The sequence below is a fragment of the Synechococcus sp. H55.2 genome (genome assembly GCF_047462495.1).
In the GTDB taxonomy this organism is placed as follows: domain Bacteria; phylum Cyanobacteriota; class Cyanobacteriia; order Thermostichales; family Thermostichaceae; genus Thermostichus.
The window spans coordinates 34,213-48,422 of record NZ_JANSJH010000007.1 but is presented as its reverse complement, the minus strand read 5'-3'; the positions used below and the strand labels follow the sequence as shown (position 1 = coordinate 48,422).

The 14,210-nt window shown below is 59.2% G+C and carries 12 protein-coding genes, 1 tRNA gene and 1 pseudogene; 11 read left to right on the top strand and 3 right to left on the bottom strand.

The window, feature by feature from the left end; genetic code table 11:
* Nucleotides 1–232: 232 nt before the first annotated feature.
* From NW844_RS02015 to NW844_RS01995, 5 genes are all read left to right on the top strand, one after another.
* A complete protein-coding gene (locus tag NW844_RS02015; RefSeq protein ID WP_414333025.1) occupies nt 233–1,189 on the top strand; it encodes an NAD(P)H-binding protein in 957 nt (318 codons plus the stop codon).
* A 397-nt stretch (nt 1,190–1,586) separates the two neighbouring features.
* The gene (locus NW844_RS02010; protein WP_414333023.1) at nt 1,587–3,422 is read left to right on the top strand and encodes an NAD(P)H-quinone oxidoreductase subunit F; all 1,836 of its coding nucleotides are present in this window, start codon (nt 1,587–1,589) and stop codon (nt 3,420–3,422) included.
* 47 nt (nt 3,423–3,469) lie between these two features.
* Complete coding sequence (locus NW844_RS02005; protein ID WP_414333021.1) at nt 3,470–4,963, top strand: NADH-quinone oxidoreductase subunit M; 1,494 nt, start codon at nt 3,470–3,472, stop codon at nt 4,961–4,963.
* 123 nt (nt 4,964–5,086) lie between these two features.
* Entirely contained in the window at nt 5,087–6,397 is a 1,311-nt protein-coding gene (locus NW844_RS02000; protein WP_414333019.1) for a CO2 hydration protein, read from the top strand.
* A gap of 125 nt (nt 6,398–6,522) precedes the next feature.
* The gene (locus NW844_RS01995) at nt 6,523–6,981 is read left to right on the top strand and encodes a fasciclin domain-containing protein (protein WP_414333017.1); all 459 of its coding nucleotides are present in this window, start codon (nt 6,523–6,525) and stop codon (nt 6,979–6,981) included.
* Nucleotides 6,982–7,198: 217 nt separating this feature from the next.
* Here NW844_RS01995 and NW844_RS01990 read toward each other — a convergent pair.
* Nucleotides 7,199–7,271 (bottom strand) — tRNA-Ala (locus tag NW844_RS01990).
* A 233-nt stretch (nt 7,272–7,504) separates the two neighbouring features.
* Between NW844_RS01990 and sppA the strand changes: the two genes are divergently transcribed.
* The 4 genes from sppA to pheA all read left to right on the top strand — a co-directional run bounded on the left by sppA (nt 7,505) and on the right by pheA (nt 11,287).
* The gene (sppA, locus tag NW844_RS01985) at nt 7,505–8,539 is read left to right on the top strand and encodes a signal peptide peptidase SppA (RefSeq protein ID WP_414333015.1); all 1,035 of its coding nucleotides are present in this window, start codon (nt 7,505–7,507) and stop codon (nt 8,537–8,539) included.
* A 66-nt stretch (nt 8,540–8,605) separates the two neighbouring features.
* On the top strand, nt 8,606–9,835 hold the full coding sequence (gene alr, locus NW844_RS01980) for an alanine racemase (protein ID WP_414333014.1): 1,230 nt from the start codon (nt 8,606–8,608) through the stop codon (nt 9,833–9,835).
* Nucleotides 9,836–9,938: 103 nt separating this feature from the next.
* Nucleotides 9,939–10,307 carry a late competence development ComFB family protein gene (locus NW844_RS01975; protein WP_414333012.1) on the top strand — a complete coding sequence of 123 codons (369 nt, stop codon included), beginning with the start codon at nt 9,939–9,941 and terminating at the stop codon, nt 10,305–10,307.
* An 8-nt stretch (nt 10,308–10,315) separates the two neighbouring features.
* A complete protein-coding gene (gene pheA / locus NW844_RS01970; protein ID WP_414333010.1) occupies nt 10,316–11,287 on the top strand; it encodes a prephenate dehydratase in 972 nt (323 codons plus the stop codon).
* On the opposite strand, the pseudogene NW844_RS01965 reads toward pheA, so the two are convergent.
* Nucleotides 11,224–11,499 (bottom strand): annotated as a pseudogene (locus tag NW844_RS01965) (thiamine pyrophosphate-dependent enzyme); the annotation flags it as partial. The gene pheA and the pseudogene NW844_RS01965 sit on opposite strands and share 64 nt — an antisense overlap.
* A gap of 116 nt (nt 11,500–11,615) precedes the next feature.
* Between NW844_RS01965 and NW844_RS01960 the strand changes: the two are divergent.
* Nucleotides 11,616–12,668, top strand: coding sequence for a dipeptide epimerase (locus NW844_RS01960; RefSeq protein ID WP_414333009.1), 1,053 nt, complete (start codon nt 11,616–11,618; stop codon nt 12,666–12,668).
* Complete coding sequence (locus tag NW844_RS01955; protein WP_414333007.1) at nt 12,668–13,729, top strand: DUF1611 domain-containing protein; 1,062 nt, start codon at nt 12,668–12,670, stop codon at nt 13,727–13,729. The genes NW844_RS01960 and NW844_RS01955 overlap by 1 nt, the downstream gene beginning before the upstream one ends.
* Nucleotides 13,730–13,812: 83 nt before the next feature.
* Here NW844_RS01955 and NW844_RS01950 read toward each other — a convergent pair whose 3' ends face one another.
* Nucleotides 13,813–14,181: a YccF domain-containing protein gene (locus NW844_RS01950; RefSeq protein ID WP_414333005.1), complete on the bottom strand. Its 369-nt coding sequence runs from the start codon at nt 14,179–14,181 to the stop codon at nt 13,813–13,815.
* Between the last annotated feature and the right edge of the window lie 29 nt (nt 14,182–14,210).

Here is a 14,210-nt window from a genome sequence, read left to right as displayed (position 1 = left end):
CGGGGATCCCTGTTTTGTTCATGGCTTAGAGTTGGGCCGAGTTTTGACACTCCCACTGCCTAAAGGCGGGGGATTCTTACGCAGTTCAAAAACAAACTCGTAAAGGCGCTGTTATTGCCAATTACGGGCTTTTCCGCCCCGCACTCCAGTTCGGGGCTACCAAGCTATCCTTCTGTGTTGGAAGCTGCCTTTGTCTGATAGACTAAGCCTAAGGTTAAGAAATGATAATTTTATGAACGTGCTGGTTGTGGGGGCAACGGGAACGCTGGGCCGTCAGGTGGTGCGGCGGGCCATCGAAGAAGGGCATCAGGTGACTTGTCTGGTGCGAAACCCGGCCAAGGCTGCTTTCTTGAGTGAATGGGGCGCCCACCTCAAGGTGGGGAACCTACTGCAGCCCAGCACGCTCCGAGCGGCGATGGAAGGCGTCGAGGCGGTGATCGACTGTGCCACGGTGCGGGTAACCGACACCCTCAGCGCCCGCCAGGTGGATTGGGATGGCAAAGTTGCTCTGATCAATGCGGCACGGGCTGCCCAAGTGGGCCACTTCGTCTTTTTCTCCATCATGGGTGCTCAGCATGAGTACCCCAATGTGCCCCTGATGAATTTCAAGCACCACATCGAGAAGTACTTGATCGGATCCCAGATGCCCTACACCATCTTTCGTCCGGCGGGCTTCATGCAGGGATTGATCGGCCAGTATGCCATCCCCATTTTGGAAGAGCAAATTGTTTGGGTAGCCAGCGAGAGCATCCCCACAGCCTACGTCGACACCTTAGATGCAGCCCGGTTTGCTGTGCGATCCCTTAGTGTCGAAGGCGCCAAGCAGCAGATCTTCCCTTTGGTGGGGCCCAAGGCCTGGACATCCCAAGAAGTCATCGCCCTGTGCGAGCAGCTCTCCGGCAAAAAAGCCAAGGTCAGCACCATGCCCTTGGGACTGCTGCGAGGAGCGCGTAAGGTGGCCCAGTTCTTTCAGTGGAGCTGGAACATTGCCGACCGGCTGGCCTTTGTCGAGGTGATTGCTGCCAAAGAACCCATGCATGCCGATATGACAGCTGTGTGCGAAACCTTGGGGATTGAACTGACCTCTCTGACCTCGCTTGAAGATTACCTGGCCGAGTATTTCCAAAAAATGTTGAAACGGATTCGCGAACTCAAGGTCAAGCAACCCAAAGTCAAGACGCCTTTCTAGGGCATTGCTCTTGATCTTCATAGCAACTTCACAATAGCAATTCCATAGCGACTTGATTGAGTAGCGGACTGGGGAGAAGAGCTGAACTGGGGCGCGCCCGTCCTGCTGGATCGGAAACAGCACCGGAAACTGGATCCACCCAACCGCGGATCCTCAGGTTTCCAAGGAGCTTGTTCCCATCTACCCTATAGAAGTAGTGAGGATAAAAAGCAAGGTGGTCACAACAACAGAGACCACCTGGCTACCCGCTCTTAAAGCATAGACTCTTACCTAGAGATCTCATCGGAAAGTTCAATTTTTATCTATCTCGGTTCTCCGCTAGGATGCTTTTTAAGATTTCTTGCAGGATCTCAGCGAGTGTTCCAGTTTGGCCAAGATCCCTGGCCGAAGGAGGATTATGAGCTTGAACGGGCTGATCACAACTGCATGGCTCATTCCCCTCTATGCCTTGGTGGCGTGGACGGGAGCGCTAATCTGGTCCCCAGGAATTACCCGGCGCACAGGACCCCGTCCGGCGGGCTATCTGAATGCGCTGCTGACTTTGCTGGCGTTCTTGCACAGTGTAGGAGCGCTGGTGGCAATTTGGGATCAGCCGTCGCAGGTGATTCGGCTGCCCTGGCTGCAGGTGGGGGATCTAGTATTGGAGCTGCCGCTGCAGGTCTCATCGCTAACGCTGGGGGCCTGCGCCGTGGTGACGGGGCTGAACCTAGCGGCTCAGGTGTACGGGTTCGGCTACATGGAAATGGACTGGGGCTGGGCGCGGTTTTTCTCCTTGCTGGGCCTATTTGAAGGGGGGATGTGCGCCCTGGCTCTGTGCGACTCTTTGTTTTTCAGCTACGTCATCTTGGAAATTTTGACTCTGGGCACCTACCTGTTGGTGGGCCTTTGGTTTAACCAGTCGCTGGTGGTAACAGGGGCGCGGGATGCTTTTCTGACCAAGCGCATTGGCGACCTGTTGCTCTTGATGGGGGTCATCGCCATCTACCCCCTGACGGGATCCTGGGAGTTTGAGGACTTGACGGCTTGGGCAAAGTCGGTGCAGGCAGGAGCTATCTCTGTGGATCCGACCTTGATCACTTTGGCGGGGCTGGGGTTGTTGGCTGGCCCGGTGGGCAAGTGTGCCCAGTTCCCCCTGCACCTGTGGCTGGATGAGGCGATGGAGGGGCCGATCCCGGCCTCGATCTTGCGCAACTCGGTGGTGGTGGGCACGGGAGCTTGGGTGTTGATTCGCCTGCAACCGCTCTATGCTCTTTCCCCAACCGTGCTGGAAGTGATGCTGGTGATCGGGGCACTGACGGCAGTGGGAGGAGCCTTCGTGGCCCTGGCCCAAATCGATGCCAAGCGGGCCTTGTCCTATCTGGTGAGCGCCTACATGGGCTTGATCTTTGTAGCGGTGGGCACAGGACACACCCAACAAGCCTACCAACTGCTGCTCACCTATGCGCCGGCGATGGCCTTGCTGGTGATGGCGCTGGGTATGGTGATCTGGAACAGCATTACCCAGGATCTGCGCTACCTGGGGGGCTTGTGGTCGCGGCGGCCTATCTCCGGCCTGTGCTTTTTGACGGGGATGGCCGGGATCATCGCCTTGCCCCCCTTCGGCTCCTTCTGGGTGTTGACGGATCTGTGGCAGCAGTTGGCGCAATCGGGGCAGGGGCTGTGGGCGGCAGTGGTGCTGGTTACCAATGCGGTGACGGCGCTGGGGCTGACGCGGGTCTTCGGCCTGGTTTGGGGGGGTAAGCCGCAGCAGATGAGCGAGCGTTCCCCAGAGGTGCATTGGCCAATGATGTTGCCCAGCACAGTCACCATGGGAGTGGCGCTGCACATGCCCATGATCCTGGCGGCGCTGGATCTCATTCCCGTCCTAGAAGGGATCCCCGTTGGAGTGATGACGGGATCCAGCTTGGCGGGCATCGCCTTGGGAGCCTGGCTGTACCTACCGCGGGAGCGGCGGCCGGTGGACTGGGCTTTCTTGGCCGACTGGCAGGATCTGCTGGCCAACGACTTCTACACTTCCAAGCTCTACCGAGCCAGTGTGGTGTTTTTGGTGCGCATCATCTCTGATGTCACGGCTTTCTTTGATCGCTACGTGGTGGACGGCTTGGTGAATTTGACCAGCTTGGCGGTGCTGGCAGGCGGCCAAGTCCTGAAATACACCACCTCCGGCCAGTTGCAGGCCTATGTGCTGACCATTGTGGTGGGGGTGGCCCTGCTGGGCTGGCTCATTCTCTAGGCTTGGGTGGTGGCAGGACGGAGTCCTTAGAAAAGAGGAAAAAGACGATGCTGAGTGCCTTGATTGTGTTGCCGATTGTGGGATCCCTGCTCCTGTTCCTGGGCTTGGGAGGGCGAAAGCTGGCGGTGGTCTTGGCCGCGATCCCGCTGGCCATCTCCCTGCTCCTATTTACCCGCTTCGACTTGCAGGCGACCGGCTTGCAGTGGGAGCAGCGGTGGGATTGGATCCCGCCAATTGGGCTGAGCTACTCCCTGGGCTTGGATGGGCTGTCTTTGTTGATGGTGGCCCTGAACGGGCTGCTCACCCTCATCGCCATTCTGACGGCGGAGCCGGAAGTGAAGCGGCCCAATCTCTTTTACGGCTGCATTCTGCTCATGAGCGGGTCGGTCAACGGGGCTTTTGCCGCTCAGAACCTGCTCTTGTTTTTCCTCTTTTACGAGCTGGTGCTGATCCCGATCTACCTGCTTATTTCCATCTGGGGCAGCCCCAAGCGGGATTACGCCGCCATCAAGTTTTTGATTTACACCGCTGTCTCTGCCATCTTCCTGTTGGGGGCGTTTTTGGCCATCTACTGGCTAGGGGATCCCCATACCTTTGAGCTGGCCGAGGTTCGCATTAGCTCTCTGGGCCCTGCTGCCCAAACCCTGACACTCTTGGCGTTGATTGTGGCTTTTGGCATCAAGATGCCGCTGGTGCCTCTCCACACCTGGCTGCCCGACGCCTACGGCGAGTCTTCGCCGCCGGTGGCGATCCTGCTGGGTGGGGTGCTCTCCAAGTTGGGCACCTATGGTCTGTTTCGCTTTGGGCTGCAGTTGTTTCCCCAAGCTTGGGCCGATCTGGGCGGGATCCTGGCCTGGTGGGGGGCCATTGCTGTGCTGTCGGGGGCTCTGGCGGCCATCGCCCAAAAAGACATCAAGCGCATGGTGGCCTACAGCTCCATTGGCCATATGGGCTATATCCTGCTGGGCATGGCGGCGGCCACACCGATTAGCCTGACGGGGGCGATGGTGCAGATGATCTCCCACGGCCTGATTTTGGCGCTGCTGTTTGATCTGGTGGGCCTGGTGGAGCGCAAGGTGGGAACGCGGGATCTGGACGTGCTCAACGGCCTGCTCAATCCCCTGCGCGGCCTGCCCACCGTGAGTGCCCTGCTGATTTTGGGCGGCATGGCCAGCGCCGGGATCCCGGGCTTGGTGGGCTTTGTGGCGGAGTTTTTGATCTTCCAGGGCAGCTACCAAGATTTTCCCTTGCCCACCTTGATCAGCATCTGCGGCACCGGCTTGACGGCGGTGTATTTTGTAATCCTGCTCAACCGCACCTGCTTCGGCAAATTGGACAACCGCACCGCCTACTACCCACGGGTGCAAGGTTGGGAGCGGATCCCGGGCTTTATCTTAACTGCCTTGATCGTCTGGTTTGGGATCCAGCCTATGAACCTGGTGAAATGGCCGCAACCGTTGGCGTTTACTCTATCCACCCAGGTGGCTCAGGCCCAAACCCTCATCTTGGCCTCAGCCGGCGACTTTGCCCATTCTCCCTAGATCACCTTCTCGGGAGGCGACCAAAGCAATCGGAGAACTTCCAGGAAGCGTCCAAGACCGAATTGAGATCTCGACGCATAGCCTCAAGGATCCAGAGCTTTTGAAGAGTTGGAGACTTCTTCCATGACGACAACCCTCACAACCCGCAAGCTTCCCCCTTCTACCCACCCTTTTGCGGATGTAGTCCACCGCCTCGAAGCGGGGGGATCCATGCTGCCGGATACGCCGGAAAACCTGATGCAAATTATCGGCCTTTACAAAGCCTATGCGGTGCCGATGGACTTCTACTGGCGGGATCTGCTCTACATTGCCGAGCAGGTGTTTGTGGATCCCTTGCCCTTTTTTAAGTTCATCATTCCCGAAGAATACCTAAAGCTGGCCAACCACTACGCGGGAGATAATGCAGATTTGCGCATTTGGCGCGGCCCCGCCACGGCCCACCCGGAACTTCTGGAGTTCATGGAAAAAGGGGAGCTGAAGCGCAAGCTGCCGCGGATTTTGCATCACCTCTGGCATGACCGCATCAACATGGAATTTGCTGAAGAATGTATGCGGGCCATGCTCTGGCACCGGGATATGGGGGGCCTGTTGGATCCCTATATGGATTCCGAGGAATACAAACAAAATGCCGACCGCGCCATCCGCGCCTACTGTCAGGGTAATCCTCTCTTGACCGGCCTGTACAAGCTCTTTCCAGACATGTTTCTGGAACTTTGCCGCCAGGCCACCATGTATTCGGTGCTGGGCCTGTTTTGGGAAATTATGGCCCCCGTCTTTTTTGAGATGAGCGACCTCTACGACGAGGGCAAAATCACCAGCGTGCCGGAGGCGATGAACTTTTTGGTCAACGGGATCTTCGCCATTGCCGGGCGGCCCATCTACCACCGGGTGCGCATTCGCGGGGAATGGTACGATATTGTGCCCAAATCCAAGGGATTTACCTGGCTCTACGAGGCGGCTTTCCCCTACGTAGAGGCCGTGTTCTATCGCACCTCTCCCTTCCGCGGCACCAAGTCCTACAACGCCCAGGCCAACGAAGTTCCCACCAACCAGTTGGACTTCCACTATGGGATCCTCTACGCCGACAAGTTTCCGGTGGCCACTGCTGGGATCCCGCCGACGCTTTTGCACCAGGATATGTACCACTTTTTGCCCCAGTATTTGGTGGAGTATTACCGCAAGCATTGCCGCGGCGAAGATGACATGCTGATCCAGCTTGGGATCAGCTTCCAGCGCTCCATGTACAACGTTACCTCAGCCGTGATCCAGGCGGGGAGGGCAGCTTTTCTCTATCCTTTGGACGATCCCAATCCGCGGCATTTGATGATGAACCGCCGTTATTTTGAGGGACAACTCAATCGCTTCACCCGACCAGAATACGGGATCCGAGAAGCAGCCCGCCTGTCCTACATTCAGGATCAGAACTATCGCTAGCCGACTTCAAGTGCTAGGCATTGACCCTTCCCCTCCTCGATTGTGTCCAGGCTAGGTAGCTCTGCAACTGCCTGTTTCTTTGGCTTTCCTATCATCCCAACTTTCAGAAAATAAGGATCTCGGCCATGCCTGATATTGTCGATATTGCCGTTTCTGCTGAGGGTTTCTCCACCCTAGTTACAGCCGTGAAAGCGGCAAACTTGGTGGATACTCTGAAAAGCCCCGGCCCCTTTACGGTTTTCGCCCCCACGGATGCAGCTTTCGCCAAGTTGCCCCCCGGCACCATTACCACCCTGGTGCAAAACATCCCCCAACTGACCCGCATCTTGTGTTACCACGTGGTGCCCGGTCGCCTGAAAAAGGCAGATTTGGCCAAGTACCAGAGCGTGGGCTCAGTAGAGGGATCCCCCATCGATCTGTTTATCGAAGGGGATGTGTTTGAAGTGAACAATGCCACCGTTATCCAGGCGGATATCGAAGCCGACAACGGCATCATTCACGTTATCGACACGGTGATCCTAATGCGGCCCCACTGGTTCTGGCCGATTATGAACTCTGCCTTGACTGCCTCGGCCAGAGGATAAACGGATCCATACCAAATCCTGAGTGCGGGTTGGGGAAAGTGTCCTTGTGAACACTCTCCCCAGCTAGAGGTTCTTGCTCTGCGTATCTCCTCACCTTCATAGGGTGAGGGTTTCGCCGGCAGCAATGTCGCGCTCTTTACTCCACCCGCAGATGAATCCGAAGCTTGTACTCGTCTGGCCCAATTCTCTGACTGAGGAGCTTTTCTCTATTTGAGGATGGAGCTTAGCGGACTCGAACCGCTGACCCCTTCAATGCCATTGAAGTGCTCTACCAACTGAGCTAAAGCCCCAGGTTTTCAGTTGATAGAAAAGGGAGCCCTCTCCCTTCAACTATCAACCATTCTTAGATCACCAGTGTAGCCTAAAGAAGCTGCTTGCTGGTGAAAAGTGCCAGGCACTCATCGTAGACAGGCGGTGGATGCTTGTCAAGAGCTCGGTGGATGGGTTCTGCCAGGCTCTCGGCTTGTGGCCACCGGAGGAGCTTGCCGGGTGATAGAACAGAGTCAGTGACATTGAGGGGCTTGTGACAGAGGAATCCCTGCTTAACCGCATTTTGGCGGCTTCTTTGCTGGTGGTCTGCCTGATGGCGGCCATTGTTGGCGGCACACGACCTGCCTCAGAGTCGGCTCGGCTTGGCCTGGAGTCGGCGCGGGGGGCAGATCGCATCGAGGTGGTCACCCTGGAAGGAACGATAGGAGGTCCACGGGGCTCGACTTTGGTAGGCCTGCCCACCTCTCCTGTGGAACAGTTGCGGGAGGCAGTGCAAGACCGCGCCGTCAAGGCTGTATTGCTGCGCATCAACAGCCCGGGCGGGGCCGTGGGATCCAGCCAGGAACTTTACCGTGCCGTAACCGCTCTACACGAAGCCGGCAAGCCGGTGGTCGCCATCCTGGAGGACATTGCTGCCAGTGGGGGGTACTACGTGGCCAGTGCTGCCGACAAAATCTATGCCAACCCCGGCACCTTGACCGGCAGCATAGGGGTCATCATCAGCGGCCTCAGCTTTGGCAAGTTGCTGGAGAACTACGGCATCGAGCCGCAGACCTTCAAAACCGGCGAGTACAAAGACATCCTCTCTCCCTTCCGCAGCGCCACTCCTCAAGAGCAGCGCCTTCTGCAGGGCTTGGTGGAGAACACCCTTGACCAGTTCATTCGCGATGTGGCCCAAGGACGCCAGCACCTGCCAGCAAAAGGGGCAGAGCAGGTGTTGGACGCAGAGATGATCGCGCGGCGACAAAGCTTGGACGAAGAGCGAGTGCGACAGTTGGCCGATGGGCGCATCTTCACCGGGGCGCAAGCTGTGGAGGTGGGCTTGGTGGATGCTTTGGGGGGATACACCGAAGCGGTGGAGGATCTGCGGCGCATGACCGGGGATCCCTCTTTGTCGCCCGCAGGTGGGGGAGATGGCTTCCAACGGGCACTGCGACGACTGCTCAGCCAGGGATTGTCCCCGCAAAGGCAAGCTGCTTGGCTGAGCCGGCTGTTGGCCGGCGACGCGGTTGCTGGGATCCCAGACGTGCCGCTGCTGTGGATGGCGCCGGAGCGGACTTTGCGCTAAATCTAATCACGACCGGTTTGGGTGTGGGGGGGTGAAGTGGTGAATCGAGAAGCGGTTCCGCAGGCAGTGCGGAGCAATTGGGGGGATCAGGGGAGCGCCCTAAGGGAAGGATCCCAGGGGGCAGAGCAGGATGGCGCCATCGACCTGGAGCTGTCAACCAGTCGGGCTTGGGTGGAAATCGACGCGGCCCAGTTGCGGGAAAATCTGCGGCTGTTGCAGGCCCGCTTGTCGCCGGATACCGAGATCTGGGCAGTGGTCAAGGCCAACGCCTACGGGCATGGGGCCCACTTGGTGGCTCCTGTGGCCGTTGCTGCCGGCGTCAAAGGGCTGTGTGTGGCCACCCTAGCGGAAGGGATCGAGTTGCGGCAAATGGGGCTGCAGGCTCCGATTTTGGTCTTGGGAGCTTTGAACACCTGGGCGGAGCTGCAGCAGGCCATGGCAGCTCGGCTGGAGGTCAGCCTTACCCGCGCCGAGCAAATCCCCCTGATGCGCCAGGTGGCCCGCTGGGCCGGGCGACCCGTCCCGGTGCATGTCAATGTAGATACGGGCATGACCCGTTTGGGGATCCCCTGGAGCGAAGCCGCAGCCGTGTGGGGGCAGATTTGTCGGATCCCGGAGCTGGCGGGCTGTAGCCTGTTTTCCCATTTGGCGACGGCAGACGAGCCCCATTCTCCGGCCATGGAACAGCAGCACGCCCGCTTTGCCCAGGTGGTGGAACAGATTCGCCAAGCCGGGGATCCCTTGCCACCGTTGCATCTGGATAACTCCGCCGGCGCTCTGGCCCGTCTTCACTACTCCCGCGTGCGGTTGGGGTTGGTCCTCTATGGCTTGTCGCCTGCTCCCCACCTGCCGGTGCCGGGTTTACAGCCGATCTTGCGTCTCAAGGCGCGGCTGACCCACATTCAAACCGTGCCCGCCCAAACCGGCGTGAGCTACGGACATCGCTACATCACCTCTCGCCCCAGTCGCATTGCCACTCTGGCCATCGGCTATGCGGACGGGATCCCACGGCGGCTTTCCGGCTGGCTGCGAGGATGGGTGCGCGGCGGCCTGATCCAACAGGTGGGCACGATCACAATGGATCAATGTATGTGGGATGTCACCGAGAGGCCGGATATACAGGTGGGGGACGTGGTGGAGCTGCTGGGCCCCAAGCTGGCAAATATGGGTTTGTCTGTGCAGGATTGGGCTGACCAGGCGGGCACCATTGCCTACGAACTGCTGTGTGGGCTTTCTGCTCGTCTGCCGAGAGTGTTGGTCAATGGAGAGGCTGCCAGCACCAACATTGTTTGCTGAGCTGGGTACCCTAGAGGATAGGAGGTCGCTAGAGACTCCGGCTGGCCAGATCCCGCTTAAAGGGGAATTCGCCATCGGTAAGGGAAGCTACAAGGAGGCAGCCATGGAGACACGCAAACCCCTGAGGAGGCTGGAAAATCAAATGGAGCGGGCCGTCCTCGAAGCCATAAACGAGATGCTCCTCCTGGAAAGCCAGCAGCGCTACTGCTTCTGCGAGAGATTCTGTCACGATGCTGCCGCCCTGGCCTTGAACAATCTCCAGCCTCGCTACGCCACCAGTTTTCATGGCTCTCTTCACACTTTGGAAGCCATTCAAGCGGATCAGGAGTTGCAGAGGCTGATCCGGTTGGAGGTGGTGAAGGCCATGGAAAAGGTGGCGGCCAATCCCCGTTGCCCAGAACCTGACTGTCCTCTGCTGCTCGTCCAGACCGCTGACGCGACCGAGTTAGAGCTGGCCCCCAGCGACAATTGATTGCAGGAATGCCCCCGACAGTGCTACCCACTGCTGACGTGACCGTTTCCGCTTCGCCGGTGGCCTTTCTCGGCCCTGCCGGAACCTACACGGAGCTGGCTGCTTTGCTGGCCTGCCCCGAGCAGCCTCACCTGCACAGCCAGGGATCCCATCCCTTGGTGCCCTATCCGACGATCAGCGCTTGTTTGGAGGCGGTAGCTGCCGGCCAGCAACCCTGGGCGGTGGTGCCGGTGGAAAACTCGGTAGAGGGCGGCGTTTCCATGACCTTGGACGCCCTCTGGCAACTGGAGGGGCTGAGCATCCGCCAGGCGCTGATCCTACCGATTCGCCATGCCCTCATCGGACGTGCCTCGCAGTTGCAGCACATTGAGCAGGTCTATTCCCACCCGCAGGCTTTGGCCCAATGTCAGGCGTGGCTGAGAGCCCATTTGCCTCAAGCCACGCTGATCCCAACCCGCTCCACCACCGAAGAATTGGATCGCCTGCAGCAGCCCGGCGCCGCCGTCATTGCCTCAGAACGAGCTGCCACCCTCTACCAATTGCCGGTCTTGGCCTGCCCAATCAACGATCACCCCGACAATTGCACCCGCTTTTGGGTGGTGGGCCGTGGGCCGCTTTCGCCTTCAGATCGACAGGATGGGGCGCCCGCTTCCCCTGGAGGATCCCACACTTCCTTGGCCTTCAGCCTGCCCCACAATGTGCCGGGGGCGCTGCTGAAGCCGCTGCAAGTCTTTGCGGAGCGGGGCTTGAACATGTCGCGTATTGAATCGCGCCCCACCAAAAAATCGGCGGGGACTTATGTCTTTTTTGTCGATCTGGAGAATCCGGTCGGCCAGCCCTATCTGGATGCAGAGGTGATTGCGGCGCTGGAAGCGATTGCGGAAACTTTGAAGCTCTTCGGCAGCTACCCCGTGCATGACCTCTGCAAACAGGGTGGTCTATCCCAAGCAGCAGGAGCCCTGCTCTCTGAGACAGGGTAGCCTTTGAGCCCCATGCTCTCCGCCAGCTTGACGCCATACTGCTGCCACCCGATCAACCCGTAGCTGCCATCTCCAGTCACGGCCACGATGTGGCGGTCAGGATGTACCAATTTGGCGGCCAAAGCCCCCGCAATGGCGATGCCCATGGCGGCAAAGCCATTGGAGATGAGACAGGTGTTGGGTTTGTCGCAGTAGTAAAGGCGGGCCCTCCACCATAGACAGCGGACAGGGCAGGGGATAACTTTTTTTCTGAGCTAGGGGGCGGTGGGAACCGAGCTAAGCTCGAATGGAATTGCCCCTCAAAGCTTTCTCTCCTCTGGAGATGCCCATGCGGTTTTATGTTGAAGCTTTCACCGTTCACAAGCGCTATGCCCTGACCATCAGCCGAGGTACCTACAGTGAGGCTGCGCTGGCGTGGGTGCGGATCGAGGAAGAGGGGATTGAAGGGTGGGGAGAGGCTTGTCCCTTCTCGCTAGGCGACGACTGCCACCAGTCCCTGGACGATATCCTCATGGGCCTAGATGTGGCCAAAGGGATCCTGAGGCGCCACTCCCCCTGGGAGCGCCAGCAAATCGAGGCCCAGTTGCTGCAGGCCGGGATCCCGTCGGCGGCGCGGGCGGCGGTGGATATGGCTCTGCACGATTGGATGGGCAAACGACTGGAGAAGCCCCTGTGGCAGTTGTGGGGGCTGGATCGCTCCCGCATTCCGTCCACCACGTTGACCATTGGCATTTCCACCCCTCAAGCGGCCCGCCAGCGGGCCTTGGCCTGGATGGAACAGACCCAAGCGCGGGCCTTTAAGATCAAGCTGGGTAGCGACTTGGGGCTGAGGGCGGATCAGAACATGCTGATTGCTGTGCAAGAGGTGATCCCGCTGGGATCCTTGATTACAGTGGATGCCAACGGGGCTTGGACGGTGGAGCAGAGCTTGAGCATGAGCAACTGGCTGGCGGGGCAAGGGGTGAGCTACCTAGAGCAGCCTTTGGAGAGGGGGCAGGAGGCGAAGCTGATCACCCTCTGGCACGAGTCGAAGCTGCCCATCTTTGTGGATGAGAGCTGCTGCGACAGCCGCGATATTCCTGCCCTGGCGGATCGCGTCCACGGCATCAACATCAAGCTGATGAAATGTGGGGGCCTCAGCGAAGCCTGGCGCATGATCCACACGGCCAAATCTTACGGGCTGCAGGTGATGCTGGGCTGCTACAGCAACACGGCTCTGGGGAATACGGCGGCGGCCCACTTGGCCCCACTGGTGGATTATCTGGATTTGGACAGCCACCTCAATCTTGTCGAGGATCCCTTCGTCGGGGCCGTCCTGCAGGAGGGCCGTCTCATCCCCACCGACCGACCGGGCTTGGGGGTAGAGCTGCGGGAGGAGTAATGGGAAAGCCGGGATCCCTATCCAGCCAAACTCGGGTGGCCATCCTGCTCCACGGTGGCCTGCTGGGGGAGCACGGCAAAACGGGCTTGGGGCTGCTGCGATACGGGCCTTTCCCGGTGGTGGCGGTGATCGACCGGGAGCAGGCGGGGGGATCCCTGGTTCATCTGACCGGCATCGCCAAAGCCATTCCCATTGTGGCCTCGGTGGCGGAGGCGCTGGCCTACCGGCCTGAAGTGCTGGTGATCGGGATTGCCCCTTCGGGCGGCCAGTTGCCACAAGCCTGGCGGGAGGAGTTGCGCCAAGCCCTGCAAGCCGGCCTATCTCTGGTGAACGGTCTCCACACGCCTCTGGCCGAGGATCCCCAGTTGCGGCAGTGGCTGCAGCCGGGAGCCTGGATCTGGGACATTCGCCGCGAACCCCCCAACCTGTCGGTGGGAAAAGCTTTGGCCCGCACCTTGCCCTGCAAACGGGTGTTGACGGTGGGCACCGACATGAGCGTGGGCAAAATGTCCGCCAGCCTGGAGCTGCACCGGGCCAGCCTGAGACGGGGACTGCGCTCCCGCTTTTTGGCCACCGGACAAACCGGGATCCTCATCAGCGGCGAGGGGATCCCGTTGGATGCGGTGCGGGTGGACTACGCCAGCGGAGCGGTGGAGCAACTGGTGCTGCGCTCTGGCTTTGACCACGACATTTTGCACCTCGAAGGCCAGGGATCCCTGCTCAACCCCGCCTCTACAGCGACCTTGCCCCTGCTGCGGGGATCCCAGCCCACCCATTTGATCTTGGTCCACCGAGCCGGCCAGACCCATATCAAAGGGATGGACTACGTGCCCATCCCACCTTTGTCCAAGGTGATCGAGCTGTACGAACAGGTGGCCATGGCTGCTGGTGCCTTCGCCTCTGTGCCGGTGGTGGGGATTGCCCTCAATACCTTCGGCTGGGAGGAAGAAGCGGCGCTGCAGCAGATCCGCCAGGTGCAAGCCGAGACCGGACGGCCCTGTACCGATGTGGTGCGCTTTGGGGCGGATCCCTTGTTGGAGGCGATTTTGGCGGCAGGATGACCCATAGTCTGCATCCGCCCCTACCGTCAGCTTGGCGAAGTCTTCGGAAATCAAAAGGCGAGATCCCAAGTCCACCCACTTCCTCAGCGCAGATCTCGGCCAAAGGGCAACAAGGACAAAATAATTAACTTCATGTGTTGTTTTGCAAAAGGGATCCCGACAATGGTGATGGCCAGAATCAGAGCCCAGAAGAGATGGTTAAGCACCAGCGGCCAGCCGAACAGCAATAGCCAGATAACGTTAAAGATCAGCAGCAGCGGGCTGTTGGCATCGGGATACTCCACCACTTCTTTCCCAAAAGGGGCCAGCACTGCAAACCCCAGTTTGATGCTCTGCCAGCCAAAAGGAATGCCGATGATCGTCAGGCAGAGGCTCAGCCCTCCCAAGATATAGCCCAAACCTGTCAGCAAGCCCCCGAAGATGAGCCAAATGATGTTGCCAATCAAGCTCACGATTCAGATCCTCCACCGTTGAGACCAGA

Coding starts and splice junctions, on each gene's coding strand:
- NW844_RS02010 (WP_414333023.1), top strand. CDS start 1,587: ATGAGCTTGAACGGGCTGATCACAACTGCATGGCTCATTCCCCTCTAT.
- NW844_RS02005 (WP_414333021.1), top strand. CDS start 3,470: ATGCTGAGTGCCTTGATTGTGTTGCCGATTGTGGGATCCCTGCTCCTG.
- NW844_RS01960 (WP_414333009.1), top strand. CDS start 11,616: ATGCGGTTTTATGTTGAAGCTTTCACCGTTCACAAGCGCTATGCCCTG.
- NW844_RS01955 (WP_414333007.1), top strand. CDS start 12,668: ATGGGAAAGCCGGGATCCCTATCCAGCCAAACTCGGGTGGCCATCCTG.
- NW844_RS01975 (WP_414333012.1), top strand. CDS start 9,939: ATGGAGACACGCAAACCCCTGAGGAGGCTGGAAAATCAAATGGAGCGG.
- NW844_RS02000 (WP_414333019.1), top strand. CDS start 5,087: ATGACGACAACCCTCACAACCCGCAAGCTTCCCCCTTCTACCCACCCT.
- pheA (WP_414333010.1), top strand. CDS start 10,316: ATGCCCCCGACAGTGCTACCCACTGCTGACGTGACCGTTTCCGCTTCG.
- NW844_RS02015 (WP_414333025.1), top strand. CDS start 233: ATGAACGTGCTGGTTGTGGGGGCAACGGGAACGCTGGGCCGTCAGGTG.
- NW844_RS01995 (WP_414333017.1), top strand. CDS start 6,523: ATGCCTGATATTGTCGATATTGCCGTTTCTGCTGAGGGTTTCTCCACC.